This window comes from Streptomyces sp. SID13031 (assembly GCF_010548305.1).
In the GTDB taxonomy this organism is placed as follows: Bacteria; Actinomycetota; Actinomycetes; order Propionibacteriales; family Kribbellaceae; genus Kribbella.
This window is the reverse complement of record NZ_JAAGLV010000018.1, coordinates 114,118-128,854: the sequence shown is the minus strand read 5'-3', so window position 1 is coordinate 128,854 and position 14,737 is coordinate 114,118. Positions and strand designations below refer to the sequence as shown.

11 protein-coding genes are annotated in these 14,737 nt (G+C 69.1%); 9 read left to right on the top strand and 2 right to left on the bottom strand.

Annotated elements, in window-relative coordinates:
* Positions 1–33: 33 nt before the first annotated feature.
* From G3I17_RS30755 to G3I17_RS30735, 5 genes are read left to right on the top strand one after another with little or no spacing between them, the layout of a single operon-like run.
* Positions 34–1,662, top strand: coding sequence for a SagB/ThcOx family dehydrogenase (locus G3I17_RS30755; protein WP_164601131.1), 1,629 nt, complete (start codon positions 34–36; stop codon positions 1,660–1,662).
* Complete coding sequence (locus tag G3I17_RS30750) at positions 1,659–4,454, top strand: lantibiotic dehydratase (protein ID WP_164601130.1); 2,796 nt, start codon at positions 1,659–1,661, stop codon at positions 4,452–4,454. The genes G3I17_RS30755 and G3I17_RS30750 overlap by 4 nt, the downstream gene beginning before the upstream one ends.
* Positions 4,444–5,475 carry a thiopeptide-type bacteriocin biosynthesis protein gene (locus tag G3I17_RS30745; protein ID WP_164601129.1) on the top strand — a complete coding sequence of 344 codons (1,032 nt, stop codon included), beginning with the start codon at positions 4,444–4,446 and terminating at the stop codon, positions 5,473–5,475. The genes G3I17_RS30750 and G3I17_RS30745 overlap by 11 nt, the downstream gene beginning before the upstream one ends.
* A complete protein-coding gene (locus G3I17_RS30740) occupies positions 5,472–6,713 on the top strand; it encodes a M50 family metallopeptidase (RefSeq protein ID WP_164601128.1) in 1,242 nt (413 codons plus the stop codon). Before G3I17_RS30745 ends, G3I17_RS30740 begins: the two co-directional genes overlap by 4 nt.
* The gene (locus G3I17_RS30735) at positions 6,713–6,985 is read left to right on the top strand and encodes a hypothetical protein (protein WP_164601127.1); all 273 of its coding nucleotides are present in this window, start codon (positions 6,713–6,715) and stop codon (positions 6,983–6,985) included. The genes G3I17_RS30740 and G3I17_RS30735 overlap by 1 nt, the downstream gene beginning before the upstream one ends.
* Here G3I17_RS30735 and G3I17_RS30730 read toward each other — a convergent pair.
* Both G3I17_RS30730 and tdh read right to left on the bottom strand, forming a co-directional pair.
* Positions 6,982–8,163, bottom strand: a complete 1,182-nt coding sequence (locus G3I17_RS30730) for a glycine C-acetyltransferase (RefSeq protein ID WP_164601126.1) — start codon at positions 8,161–8,163, stop codon at positions 6,982–6,984. The genes G3I17_RS30735 and G3I17_RS30730 overlap by 4 nt on opposite strands.
* Positions 8,163–9,206: an L-threonine 3-dehydrogenase gene (tdh, locus tag G3I17_RS30725; RefSeq protein WP_164601125.1), complete on the bottom strand. Its 1,044-nt coding sequence runs from the start codon at positions 9,204–9,206 to the stop codon at positions 8,163–8,165. Before tdh ends, G3I17_RS30730 begins: the two co-directional genes overlap by 1 nt.
* Before the next feature lie 107 nt (positions 9,207–9,313).
* On the opposite strand from tdh, the gene G3I17_RS30720 reads away from it, so the two are divergent.
* The 4 genes from G3I17_RS30720 to G3I17_RS30705 all read left to right on the top strand — a co-directional run bounded on the left by G3I17_RS30720 (position 9,314) and on the right by G3I17_RS30705 (position 14,651).
* Entirely contained in the window at positions 9,314–9,946 is a 633-nt protein-coding gene (locus G3I17_RS30720) for a class E sortase (protein WP_203590990.1), read from the top strand.
* Between the two features lie 19 nt (positions 9,947–9,965).
* Positions 9,966–10,511 (top strand): orotate phosphoribosyltransferase, encoded by a 546-nt coding sequence (gene pyrE, locus G3I17_RS30715; protein ID WP_164601123.1) that lies wholly within the window; start codon positions 9,966–9,968, stop codon positions 10,509–10,511.
* A gap of 66 nt (positions 10,512–10,577) precedes the next feature.
* A complete protein-coding gene (locus tag G3I17_RS30710) occupies positions 10,578–11,351 on the top strand; it encodes a LemA family protein (RefSeq protein ID WP_164601122.1) in 774 nt (257 codons plus the stop codon).
* A 318-nt stretch (positions 11,352–11,669) separates the two neighbouring features.
* The gene (locus G3I17_RS30705; protein WP_164601121.1) at positions 11,670–14,651 is read left to right on the top strand and encodes a BTAD domain-containing putative transcriptional regulator; all 2,982 of its coding nucleotides are present in this window, start codon (positions 11,670–11,672) and stop codon (positions 14,649–14,651) included.
* The last annotated feature ends 86 nt before the right edge of the window (positions 14,652–14,737 follow it).

Genomic DNA, 14,737 nt, shown 5'->3' with positions numbered 1-14,737 from the left:
AGTCCATCGTCTTCCAGAAGGAGTTGAGCGCAGGTGACCAGCCAGATCGATGCCGCCGCCGGGCCGAGCCGCCCCGCGGTCGCGATGGACTACGCCCGCCGGATGTTCGAGCGGCAACGGGTGCCCCTGCCGCCGCTCGGCTTCCAGGTGGACTGGGGTGACCAGCCGTCGAGGCACAAGCTGTACCTGGACGCTCCCAAGCTGCCATTGCCCATCCCGTTCGCGAACCTGCCGTTGCTCGGGGTAGAGGCTGCCGCGGCTCGTGCTGCCGGCCCTGTGGAAGCAGAGCTGCCTTCGCTCGACGTACTGGCTTCAGTGCTCGGCTGCTACGGGCTGATCGATCGCCGCACTCAGCTGAACTGGAATGAGGACAGCACTGGCAAGCTGCGGGCAGCCGCGCCGGTCTGGGCACGGCCGACCGCGTCCGGCGGTGGCATGTACCCGGCGGAGAGCTACCTGGTGGCCGGTGGTGGAGCTCCGTTGCGGACCGGCGTCTACCACTACGACACGGCCCACCACAGTCTCGACCGGCTGTCCGCGGCGAACCGCTGCGCCGACCTGGCCGCAGCGACCGGGGTCGACGCCGGGCTGTATCTCGTGGCCACGTTGAAGTTCTGGAAGAACGCGTTCAAGTACAACTCGTTCAGCTATCACGTGGTGACCCAGGACGTGGGCGCTCTGCTCGCTTCCTGGCGGCTCGTGTTCGCGGCGGCCGGCCAAGCCGTCGAGCCGGTCCTGTGGTTCGACGAAGCACCAGTCAGTACTGCGCTCGCTGTGGACGGTCGCACCGAAGCCCCCTTCGTGGTCATCCCACTAGGCCCCACCCGTGCGGTGGACACAGCGGTGGAGCCCGGTAGGCCGTTGCCGTTGCGGGTCTGGGAGAAGTCCGAACACGTCCGCGACTTCGAGCTGGTGGAGCGGGTCCACGCCGCAGCCCTCGTCGGCAACCAGGCCAGGCCGCCCCGAAGTACCGAGGTCGCCCCAAGAACACTCGATCGAACCAACGGGGTACAGCTGCCTACACCTGCCCCCTCGGCCAAGGACCTGTCGACCAGCTTGCGTACCAGGCGATCGAGCTTCGGCCTGTTCTCCGCCCGGCCCAACCTGTCCATTGCAGACTTGGGGTCGGTACTAGCGACTACTGCCCAGATGAGTCGCGCTGGAACGGATGTCGAGCCCTCGCCGCGGCAGGACCCGTGGACCCGGCTCTGGGTGCTGCCCAACACCGTCGAAGGTCTGGAGAAGCGTGCGTACGCCTACGACCCGGCAGAGCATCAGCTGATCGGTGCGGGGAAGTTCGACTACGGCGAGGTCCAGCGGCACTACGCGCTGACCAACTACAACATCAGCGAGGTCGCCGCTGTCCTGGTGATCACGGGACGGCTGGAGGCGCTGGTGGAGGCCTACGGCGCCCGCGGCTATCGCATGCTGAGCGTCGAGGTCGGCCAGCTCGCCCAGACCAGCTACCTCGCCGCGACCGCCCACGGGCTGGGCATCGGAGCGGTGCTCGGGATCGACAACCTCGCCGTCGACGAGTTCCTCGGGATCGAGGAGACGGACGAGCGCAGCATGCTCTTCCTCCTGCTCGGTCACGAACGGGCCGGCCGCGCCGGCTACGACCACGGCCTGCATCACCGCCCGGCCCAAGGAGACCCACGATGACCGATGTCCTCTCCAACCCCTACACCCCGGACGCCGGTACTACGTCCGGCTGGCGACTCGGCTCCGGCTTCCTGCTGCGAGTCGCCGGGCAGCCGGCCGAAGCAGTCGCCGTCCTGCGTACTCCCGCCGCCGTTGCCTGGACGGAGCAGGTGCTCGCCGCCGAGGCGGTCAGGGATTCCGTGGCGAGCGAAGTCAGGGAGGCGCTGGAGACCGAGCTGGCTGCCCGTGGCCCGGAGGATGCCGAGCGGGTCGCGCTGATCAACCTCCGCCGTGACGCCTTCAACGGACGGCGCCCGCGGCCGAGCACGGTGACCCGGGCCGAGCCGTTGCTCCCGGCATCGACCCAGGCTCTGACTCATCAATGGATCACGGCGGTCGACCGCGTTCGCGACCTGCTCGACGAGGGCGTCGCGGTACTGGGTGACGACCTGACCGCCGCGAGAGCCCGGGCTCGTGAACTGCTGGCCGACGACAAGCTGCGCAGCGCTGTCCTGCTCCAGTCGGAAGTACTCGAGAAGAACATGGACCGGTACCTCGATCCAGCCCGGAAGGTCGACAAGCACGGCCGCCAGGTCGAGCGGACGCTGCTGGAGCTGCTCTACCGGGCAGCGCTCAAGACGAGCCCGTTCAGCACACTGACCTCCGTCGGCCTGGGGCGCTTCGCCGAGACGGCGACCAGGCCGAGGCCGGAGCCCGCGTCACTGGAGCAGCGGTCGACGGTCCGGTTGAACATCGCCGTCCTCGCCCGGCTGTCCGCTGTGGTGCTGGCCGATTCCACCCTCCGCTCCGGTCTCCGGGTGGCGCTCGCACCCGGTGCCAGCTCGGACGGCGAGACGATGCGCTACGTCCGCCGCCGGACCGCGTCCGGCAGCGACCCCGACGCAGTGGTTGCCATCGACAACGTTCACGAGAACTTGTTCTTCCTGCCGGGCGGTCCGGCGCTCGACGACGTCGTGACGCTGACCCGCGACGCCAGGCCGACCCTGGAAGAGCTGAGCCGGCAGCTCGCCGCCAAGGCCGAGGGCCGGTCCGTGGCCGAGTCCGATCAGCTGATCGGCCACCTGCTCCGGCTGGGTTTCCTGCTCGCGCCGGATCTCCAGATCGACCTGCGAGCCAGCGATCCGACCAAGGTTCTGGTCGCCGCGCTGCTGCTGCAGGACCACCCGACCCTGCAGCAGTTGGCAGCTTCGCTGCAGGCCGCGGTCGACCTGATCGACGCCTACCCCGGTACTCCGGCGCGTGGCCGGGCGGCAGTGCTCAGCGGAGTCCGTGACCATGTCCGCGCCTGCTTCGGACAACTCGGCGCCTCCGACCAGCTCGTACCGCGGACGGTGATCTACGAGGACACCACGATCACCGGTGCCGGGATGGAGGTGGACCGCGGGCTGTGGGAGCGCACCCTGCTACCCGATCTCGCGGACCTGGCCGACCTGTTGCCCGCGTTCGACCTCAACGTCTCCAGACGCCTGACCGCCAAGGGATTCTTCAAGGCCCGGTACGGGATCGGTGGCGCTTGCGAGGACGTCGTCCGGTTCTGCCACGAGTTCCAGCGCGACTTCTTCGACCCCTACACCCGGCGATCGATGCGGCGCCGCCAGTTCGACGACGACAACGCGTTCGTGCCGCAGGAGAACTGGTTCAAGCTCGACGACATCGTCGCGGTCGACAAGGCCCGCGAGGCCGCGTCACTGCACCTGCGCGACCTGCGGGCAGGCGATCCCGGACCGGTCGAAGAGATCCGCCTCGGCCCGGACTTCGTCGACGCGGTCCGGCGGGAACTTCCGCCAGGCGAGCAGCTTGCGCAACCGTGGTCGTTCTTCGTCCAGCTGGCCGCCGGAAACCGGGAGCCAGGCCGGCTGATCCTCAACCAGGCCTACGCGGGCCTGACCCTGATGTTCTCCCGGTTCGCGCACAGCCTCGATGCCGAAGGCACCCGGGCGCGAGACCTGATCAGCGAGATCCTGCGCGACTACGCCCCGGACGGGGCAGTGCTGGCCGAGCTGCGAGGCGGGTACGAGACCACTAATCTCAATGTGCACCCCGCCGTCACGCAGTACGAGATCGTCTGTCCGGGAGATGCGAGCACCCGGCCGGCCGACGAGCAGATCGGGCTCGACGACCTCGTCCTCGTCCACGACCCGGAGGCCGACCGGGTCCGGCTGATGTCGACCCGGCTCGGGCGCGAGGTGGTACCGGTCTATCTGGGCTTCCTGATGCCGATGGCGCTGCCGGAGATCCAGCAGATCCTGCTCTGCTTCTCGCCCAGCGGAATGGCCCAGATCGACCTGTGGGCGGGGACCGGCGACCCGATCCCGGTCGACGGCATCCAGTCGTACCCGCGGCTGGTACTCGGTGACCTGGTACTGCAGCGGCGGATGTGGAAGCTGAACACGGCGGACTTCCCGTTCCGCAATCCGCAACACTCCGATGCCGAGCATCTGCTCAAGGTGCGGCGGTGGCGGCTCGACCACGGGCTGCCCGTCCGGCTGTTCGCCCAGATCGACAACGCGGCCGCCAAGTCCGCGGTCGACGACGGCGCTGCCCCGGACGTACCGGACACCCCTGGTGCCGAACGCAAGGCCGGGCGCAAGCCGCTACCGGTCGACTTCGACAGCTGGATGTCGCTGCAACTGCTGGAACAACTGGCTCTGGGCGCGTCGGCCCGGATCGTACTGACCGAGGCGAACCCGGACACCGACGAACTCTGGCTGACCGACGAACACGGCCGGCCGCACGTGTGTGAACTGTTGCTGGAGCTTTACGACACCGGGAGGGACTCCGATGACCGATGACTGGGTGGCCTTGCACGTCTTCTACGCCAGCGACGCCAATCCGATCCTGGTCGAGGCGGTCCGGCCGCTCGTCGCGGAGTTGCGGCGCGACGAGCTGATCGACCGCTGGTTCTTCATCAAGTACTGGATGGAGGGACCGCACCTGCGGGTCAGGCTCAAGCCAGCCGCGCCCGAGAAGAAGGAAGAAGTGCGCGCGCGGGCAGTGGCGGCCATCGAGGCGTTCCTGGCCCGGCGGCCGGCGCTCTACGACACCGACATCGAGGGCCTCGGCGACATCTACAAGAAGATGTACGTGGCCGAGTACGGCGAGGAACGCTTCGTCGAGGAGTACGGCGTCGACGGGGTGATGCCGTTCCGGCCGAACAACAGCGTCGCGCTGATGCCGTACGAGCAGGAGTTCGACCGGTACGGCGGCCCGGTCGGGATGGAGCTGGGCGAATGGCACTTCGAGGCCTCGAGCGACCTGGTGGCGAAGTTGCTCGCCACCTCGAACACCCACGTCCGGCCGGTCCTGCTCGGGCTGGCGACCCAGCTGTCGTTGCTGACGGCGTACTCGTTCCTGGAGACCGACGAGGCGGTCCGGCGGTTCTTCCAGCGGTACCGGGGGTTCTGGGAGACGTCGTACCAGGAGCCGTCGGACGACTACCACGACTCCTTCGACAAGAGCTTCGAGCTGACCCGGGCGTCGCTGACGGAACGGGTCGACCGGATCCGGACGATCAGCGCGGGTGACGCCGGCCAGCAGTTGTCCGGGATCGAGCGGACCTGGCTGACGCACTGCCGCGAGCTCCGGGCCCGGGTCGATGCCGAGGCCGGGCAACTGCTGTTCCCGAGCCGTACCGGTGGCAGTGGCCGGGAGCCGATCGCTGATACCGAGGCGCGTGCGGCGGTGCTGCTGAGCTCCTACATTCACATGACCAACAACCGTCTTGGCGTCGCCATCCTGGATGAGATCTATCTGTCCTACTTGATCGAGCGGGCGCTGGAGCCCGCGGCGGCGCAGGTATCGGCACCGGTATGACAGCCGTCAGCGATCCCGCCTGGCTGGCGGAGGCTCGGCCGGCGCTGCGTGAGGCGGTCCGGATCGGGCCTGGCCTGCAGAAGGGGACGGCCGTCGTCCACGTGGTCGGCGACCGTGACACCCACGCGTTCCTGCGGGTCGGTCCGCGGGAGGCGTTCCTGATGGCGCAGCTCGACGGCCACCGGACGCTGGCCGACATCGGCGTCGACTACGCGGGCCAGTTCGGCAAGAGGCTGGGGGAGGCGCATTGGCAGCAGCTCCTCGGCCTCCTGCACTCGCATGCCCTCATCGACCCGGCTGCACCTGAGCAGCTGGACGCAGTACGGGAGAAGACCGAGGTCGCCCGTCGTGCGGCCGGCCGGTCACCACTGCTGTGGCGTCGGCCGCTGCCCGGTGCGGCCGAGCTCGTAGTACCGCTGGCCCGACGGATCGGGTGGCTGCTGCACCCGCTGGCCGCAGTACCGCTGGCGCTGCTCGGTACTGCGCTCGCTGTGCTCGTGCTGCTCGACTGGTCCACGCTGTGGTCGGCCGTAGCGGACTCGCCGTCGCGCTGGACTGCGGGAATCGTCGGGTTCGCCGTCGGGTGGCTGGTGATCGCCGGGCACGAGTTCTTCCACGGCATCGCCTGTGTCCGGTACGGCGGGCGACCGACCGAGATCGGGGTGATGTGGCGGTTCCCGATGATCGCGCCGTACTGCAAGGTCGACGACGTCGTCACCTTCCCGCGGCCGGCCCAACGCGTCGTCACGTCGTTCGCGGGGATCTACGTCAACCTGATCGCGCTGATCCCGTTCGCAGTGCTCTGGCGGTGGGGTCCGCAGTCGGGCTGGTGGCATGGTCTGGCCGCGGCGTTGCTCATGTTCGGCACGGTCGCGGCAGTGGCGAACCTCGTGCCAGTGCTCAAGCTGGACGGCTATCACATGCTCGAACACGCCACCTCGACGTCGAACCTGCAGGGAGAGTCGTTCCGCTTCGCCGGCGCCTTCCTGCGCCGTGGGCCGGCCGGTGTCGCCGGCTACCCGCGCCGGGCCCGGGTGATCTACACCGGGTACGCCGTACTGGCCACCGCGATCCTCGGCCCGGCCATCGTGCTGCTGGTCCGCAGTTGGTACTTCAGCCTCGCCAACCTGTGGAACCCGGCCTTGGCGATCGCAGTACTGGCCGTCGAGGCTGTTGCGGTCTGCGGATTGCTGCGCTGGGCCGTAGTGTGGAAACGGAGAGCGACGGAGGCCGCCTGATGGAGTCACTACAGACACTGCTCGGCATCTTCTTCGTGCTCGCCCTGAGCTGCGGCGGCTGGGTCGTCTGGGGCGTGATGCAGAGCCGGCAGCGCAAGCATGAGCTGGCGATGATGCGGGAGCGTGAGCTGACCAAGCGCGAGCAACTGCGGATCGAGTCGCAGGAGCGGATCCAGGAACGCGCCGACCGGATCTATCTGGACGCCGTCCGCGAGCACACCGGCGCCGACGACGGCCCGCCCCGGATCGAGGGCGGGCCGACACAGCCTTAGGCCAGCGCGGCCCGGGCTTCGATGAAGGCGGCGACGACGCGCTCGACGTCCTCGGTGGAGTGCGCAGCGGAGAGCTGGGTGCGGATGCGGGCCTTGCCGTGCGGGACCACGGGGTACGAGAAGCCGATCACGTACACGCCGAGCTCGAGCAGCTTGTCGGCCAGCCGGCCGGCCTCGGCGGCGTCGCCGATCATCACCGGGGAGATCGGGTGGTCGCCGGCGAGGATGTCGAAGCCCGCTTCGGTCATCTTGGCGCGGAACAGCTTGGTGTTGGCGGCGAGTTTGTCGCGCAGGTCGGACGAGCCGCCGATCAGCTGCAGCGCCTTCAACGACGCGGCGGTCACGGACGGCGCCAGCGAGTTGGAGAACAGGTACGGCCGGGAGCGCTGGCGCAGCAGTTCGACGATCTCGCGACGCGCGGACACGTAACCACCCGACGCTCCACCGAGCGCCTTGCCGAGCGTGCCGGTGAGCACGTCGATCCGGTCCTGTACTCCGAACAGCGACGGCGTTCCCGCACCGTCCGGGCCGACGAAGCCGACGGCATGTGAGTCGTCGACCATCACCAGCGCGTCGTACCGCTCGGCCAGGTCGCAGATCTCGTCCAGCGGGGCGACGTACCCGTCCATCGAGAAGACGCCGTCGGTGGCGATCAACCGGTACCGCGCGTCGGCGGCGTCCTTGAGCTGAGCCTCCAGGTCGGCCATGTCGCGGTTCTTGTACCGGTAGCGCTTGGCCTTCGACAGCCGGATGCCGTCGATGATGCTGGCGTGGTTCAGCTCGTCGGAGATGACCGCGTCCTCGGCGCCGAGCAGCGTCTCGAACAGCCCGCCGTTGGCGTCGAAGCAGGAGCTGTAGAGGATCGTATCCTCCTGACCGAGGAAGGCGCTCAGGGCGTCTTCCAGGTCCTTGTGGATCTGCTGGGTGCCGCAGATGAAGCGCACCGAAGCCATCCCGAAACCCCAACGGTCCAAGGCGTCCCGGGCCGCCGCGACCACCTCGGGGTGGTCGGCCAGGCCGAGGTAGTTGTTGGCGCAGAAGTTCAGTACTTCCTTGCCTGAGGCAACCGAAATGGAGGCGTTCTGCGGCGAGCTGATCACCCGCTCGGACTTGTACAGCCCGGCGTCGCGGATCTCGCCGATCGTGGTGGTCAGGTCGTCGCGCATCCGGCCGAACATCAGTGCTTCTCCTCCAGGTTGGTCCAGTCCAGGATCACTTTGCCGCAGTCGCCGTTGCGGGCGACGTCGAAGGCCTGCTCGAACTCGGTATAGCCGAACCGGTGTGTGATCACCGGCGCGAGGTCGAGGCCGCGCTCCAGCATCACCGACATCGAGTACCAGGTCTCGAACATCTCCCGGCCGTAGATGCCCTTGATGGTCAGCATGTTGAGCACCACGGTGCCCCAGTCGATCGCGATCTCGTCTGCGGGCAGGCCGAGCATCGCGATCTTGCCGCCGTGGTTCATGTTCGCGAGCATGTCCCGCAGCGCGGCCGGCTGACCGGACATCTCCATCCCGACGTCGAACCCCTCGCGCATCCCGAGCTCGCGCTGGGCGTCGGCGATGGACTGCTCGCGGACGTTCACCGCGTGCGTGACGCCGATCTTGCGGGCCAGGTCGAGCCGGTAGTCGGACAGATCGGTGATCACCACGTTGCGCGCGCCGGCGTGCAGCGCGACGGCTGCGGCCATGATGCCGATCGGGCCGGCGCCGGTGATCAGTACGTCCTCGCCGACCACCGGGAACGACAGCGCGGTGTGCACGGCGTTGCCGAACGGGTCGAAGATCGCGGCGACGTCGAGGTCGACCGGGTCGCGGTGCACCCAGACGTTGGTGGCCGGCAGCTTCACGTACTCCGCGAAGGCGCCCGCCACGTGCACGCCGAGGCCGCGCGTCTTGATGCACAGGTGCCGGCGGCCGGCCCGGCAGTTGCGGCAACGGCCGCAGACGAGGTGCCCCTCGCCGCTGACCAGGTCACCGACCGCGACATCGCGGACCCCGGCGCCGATCTCCACCACCTCGCCGCAGAACTCGTGCCCGGTCACCATCGGTACCGGCACGTTCTTCTGTGCCCACGGATCCCAGTTCTGAATGTGCAGGTCGGTCCCGCACAGACCGGTCCGCAAGACCTTGATCAGTACTTCGTCGGCTTCGATCTCGGGCACCGGAACGTCCTGCAACCACAGTCCGGGCTTGCTCTCGGCCTTGACCAGCGCCTTCACGGCTACCTCCTAGAACGGATGCTCAGCACATAGTCGTCCTGGGCAAGGACCTGCGTCCATCGACACGACGTACACAGCCTTTGCAGCTCATCTGCATACTTGTCGGCATGGGACGGGGCATTGTGCGGGGTTTAGGCGTCGTCCTGCTGGTGGCCGGGCTCGGGTTGCTCGGCTGGGTCGGGTGGCAGTACTTCGGTACCGGGATCACCTCGAACCACGCGATGGACGACCTGAAACGCGACCTGCACGACAACTGGAAGCCGTCGGCGCAGAAGCCGGGGACGAAGGCGGCAGCCGGCAAACCCATCGTGCTGCTGCGGATCCCCAAGCTGGGCAGCGACTGGGAGAAGCCGGTCGTCGAAGGCGTCGGCAAGGACGACCTGACCCGGGGGATCGGGCACTATCCGCAGACCCAGCTGCCCGGGGAGCCGGGCAATTTCGCCGTCGCCGGGCACCGGGTCACGCACGGTTCGCCGTTCCGCAAGCTGCTGGAGCTCAAGAAGGGCGACCAGGTGATCGTGGAGACGGCCGACGCGATCTACACCTACGAGCTGGACGGCTCGCCCCGCGACCTGACCGTCAAACCGGCCGACAACTGGGTGCTCGAACCCGTCCCGGGCAAACCCCGCGAGACGCCGACCACCTCGACCATCACCCTCACCACCTGCCAGGACCTGTTCCACTCCCCGGACCGCTCAGTTGCCTTCGGCCACCTGGTGAAAGCCGACAAGAAGTCCTGACGGTTTAAGCTGTGGCCTCATGAGCTCTGATCGCGCTGCCCTCCTGGACCAGGTCAAGACCAAGGCGATCGTGCACGGGCGGGTGACGCTGGCCTCGGGCAAGGAAGCCGACTACTACGTCGATCTGCGCCGGATCACGCTGGACGCCGAGGCGGCGCCGCTGATCGGGCCCGCGTTGCTGGAGCTGACCGCGGACCTCGAGTACGACGCCGTCGGCGGGCTCACCCTCGGTGCGGACCCGGTCGCGTTGTCGATGCTCTACGCGGCGGCGCAGCAGGGCCGCAAGCTGGACGCGTTCGTCGTCCGCAAGGCAGGGAAGGCGCACGGGCTGCAGCGTCAGATCGAGGGTCCGGACGTGAAGGGCCGCCGGGTGCTCGCGGTCGAGGACACCTCCACCACCGGCGGCTCGGTCCTGACCGCCGTCGAGGCGCTCCGCGAGGCCGGTGCCGAGGTGGTCGCCGTCGCGGTGATCGTGGACCGTGCGACCGGCGCGCAGGAGAAGGTCGAGGCGGCGGGCCTGGAGTACCGCACGGTCTTCGGCCTCGAAGAGCTCGGCCTCGGCTGAGCCACCCCGGCCCCGAACCCGGTTAGAGTCGCTCCCGAGTCGTACCCAACACTCGGGAGCAGGGAAATGACCCTCGTCATCGTCATCATCGTCGCGGTCGTCGTGATTGCGGCCATCGCGCTGATGGTCTCGTACAACCGGTTCGTCAAGCAGCGGAACCTGATCCAGGAGTCCTGGCGGCAGATCGACGTCGAGCTGCACCGCCGCTACGACCTGATCCCGAACCTGGTCGAGACCGTCCGGGCCTTCGCCGCGCACGAGCGGCACGTGTTCGAGGAGGTCGCCCGGCTGCGTACCCAGGCGGTGAACGTGCAGGGCGCGAACCCGGAGCAGCGGGCGGCCGCGGAGGGTGAGCTGTCCGGCGCGCTGCGGCAGATGATGATCTCGGTCGAGGCCTACCCGCAGGTCCAGTCGAACCAGAACTTCCTCAACCTGCAGCGCGAGCTGACCGACACCGAGGACCGGATCGCGGCCGGCCGGCGCTTCTACAACGCCAACGTCGGCGACTACAACACCCGGATCGAGTCGTTCCCGTCGAACCTGATCGCGGGCCGGTTCAAGTTCGACAAGGCCGGCTACTTCGAGGTCAAGGACGAGCAGGTCCGCGCGGTCCCGCAGGTCTCGTTCGGCACGATCGGCTCGGTCGAGGGCGAGCAGACGCCGCCGCAGATGCAGCCGGGCGCGCAGTCCTCGGGCCAGATCCAGCCGCAGCTGCCGGGCCAGCCCCCGCAGTACCAGAACCCGCAGTTCCCGCCGCAGGGCCAGCCCCCCGTCGGCGGACCGCCTGCGGGAGCCCCCGCTCCGCAGGACGGTCAGCCGCCTTTCACTGGCGGTCAGTAAACAACCACCGGTGGTCGATAGGGCACTGAGCTCCCCCCGGCCAGTGCCCCCACTGCCGATGCTCAGTGCCCTAAGGTTCGGAAATTCAGGCCCGGGCGCGACGACGGTCAGTTCGTCACCCCCGGGCCTGCCCTCCCCCCGGTACCGCGGACCACGATGCCGGGCCGAGATACATCGTGCGTACATCCGGCTGCATACCTGCTGCCCCACCCCACCGCCCCTGTCTGGCAGGGCGACGTACATCGCACTGGCGAAGCTTCCCGGCGGGGCCGGTGGGATGACACCATGGGGCGGGCCAACAGTTGAGAGGGCGAGCAAGTGGACAGTCTGAGGTACGAGATCCTCGGACCTCTGCGCCTCGCTCACGTCCCGGGCCAGCCGCTCCGCGCCAGTAAGCCGCGCCAGCTGCTCGCCACGCTCCTGCTGCACCCCAACCGGTTCGTCTCCACCGACCTGATCGCCGACGCGCTCTGGGAGGGCAGCCCGCCCCGCTCGGCGACCGCCAACATCCGTACCTACGTCCGGGCCTTGCGTGGAGTCCTGCAGGAGGTCGGGCTGGCCGCTGCGATCGACACCTCCGCGGCCGGCTACAGCATCGCGGTCGGCGTCGACGAGCTCGATGCGAGCCTGTTCGAGTCTCTGCTCGCTGAGGGTGGTCACCTGCGCGACGCGGGTGACAAGCGCGAGGCCATGCTCGTCCTGTCGCGCGCGTATTCGTTGTGGCGTGGGCACCCGCTCGAAGACCTGACCATCCCGTCGGCCTGGGAAGGCTCGATCGCCCGCCTCGACGCGCAGTACCGGGGACTGGTCGACACCCTGCTCGACCTGCGGCTCGAGTACGGCGACGCGAGCGGTGCCGCAGTCCTGCTCAGTGGACGCCTCACCGAGGACCCGTACGACGAACAGCTCTGGCGGCGACTGGTTGACGCGCTACTGGCTGCCGGGCGGACCGGCGAAGCCAGAGCGGCGTATCTGAAGGCCGTGCAGACCCTGGCCGACGAGCTGGACGTCAAGCCGAGCCCGGAGCTCCAGGCAGCCGGTGCCCGCGCGGAGAATGGCCGCTCGGCCAACTGGCCCGACCCCGGCATCCCAGCAGCCACCCGTACGCCTTCTCAAGCTGAGCCCGAGCCGGTCGGGCTGATGACCTCCCCGGTGCTCGCCGAGCCGCACCGGCCGCCAAGCCAGCTCCCACTGGACCTGGCCGACTTCAGCGGCCGGGAGCAGCACCTGGAGCAGTTGCGCGACCTGGTCTGTGGCCGCGACCCGGTACGACCGCCGATCGCCGTGATCTCGGGTGCTCCGGGCACGGGCAAGACCTCGCTCGCGGTCCGGCTCGGCCACCTCGTCCGGGAGTCGTTTCCGGATGGGCAGATCTACCTGGACATGCGTGGCGCGACCGAGCCGCGCGACCCCGCAGCCGCGCTGACCGACCTGTTGCTGAGCCTCAACATGTCGGACTCCGCAGTACCGGCCGATCCAGAGCGGCGGTCGGCGGCGCTGCGGTCCGAGCTGGCCAGCCGGCGGGTGCTGATCGTCCTCGACGATGTCGCGGCGGCGAGCCAGATCGCGCCGCTGATGCCCGGGACCGGCGCATCGGCCGTCGTCATCACCAGCCGGAACAGGCTGATGGACCTGGCCGGCGCGGACAGCACACCGCTCGACACCTTCGACGACGGCGAAGCGGCCGAGCTGCTCCGCCGGGTGGCGGGAGCCGGCCGCGTCGACACCGACTCGGCGGCGGCCATCGAGATCCTCGCGGCCTGCGCGAACCTGCCGCTCGCGATCCGGATCGTCGCCAGCCGGCTGGCCCAGCGGCCCGACCTCAGCCCGGCCGAGCTGGCCCGGCGGCTCCGCGACGAGACCCACCGGCTGGACGAGCTGAGCATCGGCGAGCTCGCCGTCCGGACCAGCGCCGACCTGAGCTACGACGCGCTGAGCGCCGAGGAAGCCCGGCTCTACCGGCTGATCGGGCACTTCGCGGTCGGTGAGTTCTCGGCCCGCATCCTGGAGTCGATCTCCACGCCGGCCTCGGTCCGCCGCAGCATGGACCGGCTGATCGAGGTCAACCTGGTCCAGATCAGCACGGTCGACCAGAACGGCACAGCGCGGTACAGAGTGCACGATCTGTTGCGGCTGCACGCCATCGGGGTCGGTGACGAGGGGCAGAAGGCGCAGGCGATCAAGGATCTGCGAACCGTCTTCGAATCCCTGCTGCACAAGGTCCGCCGGGCCACCGCGGCGTTGCCGTTCGGGTACTTCGGGGTCGTCGAGCACACCGGCCCGCTGCTCGCCCCGGACCCGCAACCGTTCACCCCGACGGATGCGATCGCCTGGTTCGACGCCGAGCGGTCCACGTTCGCCCCGGCGATCCGGGCCGCCGCACAGAACGGGCTGCACGACTACGCCTGGCGGATCGCGGCTGCCTGGGGTCCGTACCTGGACATGCGCGCGTACTTCGACGACTGGAACGAGTCGCACCAGCCCGGCCTGACCAGCGCGATCGCCTGCGGGGACCAGCGCGGCGAGGCGATCATGCATCGCAACCTGGCCCAGCTCGCGATCTACCGCGACGACTGGGATGCGGGCTGGGAGCACCTCACCGAGGGCGCCGCGATCTTCACCGAGATCGGGGATCTGCAAGGCGTCGGGATCGTCTCCGTCGGGCTCGGGACCTGGCTACGCGAACGAGGCCGGCCGGACGAGGCGCTCGCGCAGTACGAGCGGGCGGTAGAGGCGCTGGTCGAGGTCGGCGACAAGAACGGCGAGGCGGTGGCCAGGAGCGCGGCCGCCTCGATCTGGCTGAGCCGCAACGACACGGTCGTCGCCGGGCGCTACCTGGCCGAGGCGTTCCTGCTCGGAGTACGGCTCGGGGACTCACACCGCGAGGCGAAGGTCCGGCGCCGGATCGCCGCCCTCCGGATGCGTCAGGACCGCAACGACCAGGCGGTCCGGCAGCTGCAGGCGTCGCTGGCGATCTTCAACAGCCTGGGCGACGACCACTGCGCGGCCTGGGGACGGGCCGAGCTCGGGCAGGCGCTGGTGGTCGTCGGCGACGAGGCGGCGGCCCGGCGGATGCTGCTCGACGCGATCGAGATCGGCCAGCGGCTGGGCGATCGCAGCGTCGAGGGACAGGCGGCGTACGACCTCGGCAAGCTCTACGCGAGCACCGGCAATGTGGACTTCGCCCGTCGCTACCTGGACCGCGCGGCCCGCGTCTGGCAGCTTGTTGCCAGCGACACCAAGGTCGGCCAGGCCCGCGCCGCCCTCGCGGAGCTGACCACGGATCTCGCGGCCGGCTGACCTCCTCAACGGCCGCAGCCTTTCACCGCAGCAGCAGTTTCGTCGCCGGGTGTAGTTGATATTTGGAATGTACGGCCGGTGTATGT

Bases quoted from the DNA above. Each gene is read 5' to 3' on its own strand.
- G3I17_RS30750 (WP_164601130.1), top strand. From the start codon at position 1,659: ATGACCGATGTCCTCTCCAACCCCTACACCCCGGACGCCGGTACTACG.
- G3I17_RS30745 (WP_164601129.1), top strand. From the start codon at position 4,444: ATGACCGATGACTGGGTGGCCTTGCACGTCTTCTACGCCAGCGACGCC.
- G3I17_RS30740 (WP_164601128.1), top strand. From the start codon at position 5,472: ATGACAGCCGTCAGCGATCCCGCCTGGCTGGCGGAGGCTCGGCCGGCG.
- G3I17_RS30735 (WP_164601127.1), top strand. From the start codon at position 6,713: ATGGAGTCACTACAGACACTGCTCGGCATCTTCTTCGTGCTCGCCCTG.
- G3I17_RS30730 (WP_164601126.1), bottom strand. From the start codon at position 8,163: ATGTTCGGCCGGATGCGCGACGACCTGACCACCACGATCGGCGAGATC.
- G3I17_RS30720 (WP_203590990.1), top strand. From the start codon at position 9,314: ATGGGACGGGGCATTGTGCGGGGTTTAGGCGTCGTCCTGCTGGTGGCC.
- pyrE (WP_164601123.1), top strand. From the start codon at position 9,966: ATGAGCTCTGATCGCGCTGCCCTCCTGGACCAGGTCAAGACCAAGGCG.
- G3I17_RS30710 (WP_164601122.1), top strand. From the start codon at position 10,578: ATGACCCTCGTCATCGTCATCATCGTCGCGGTCGTCGTGATTGCGGCC.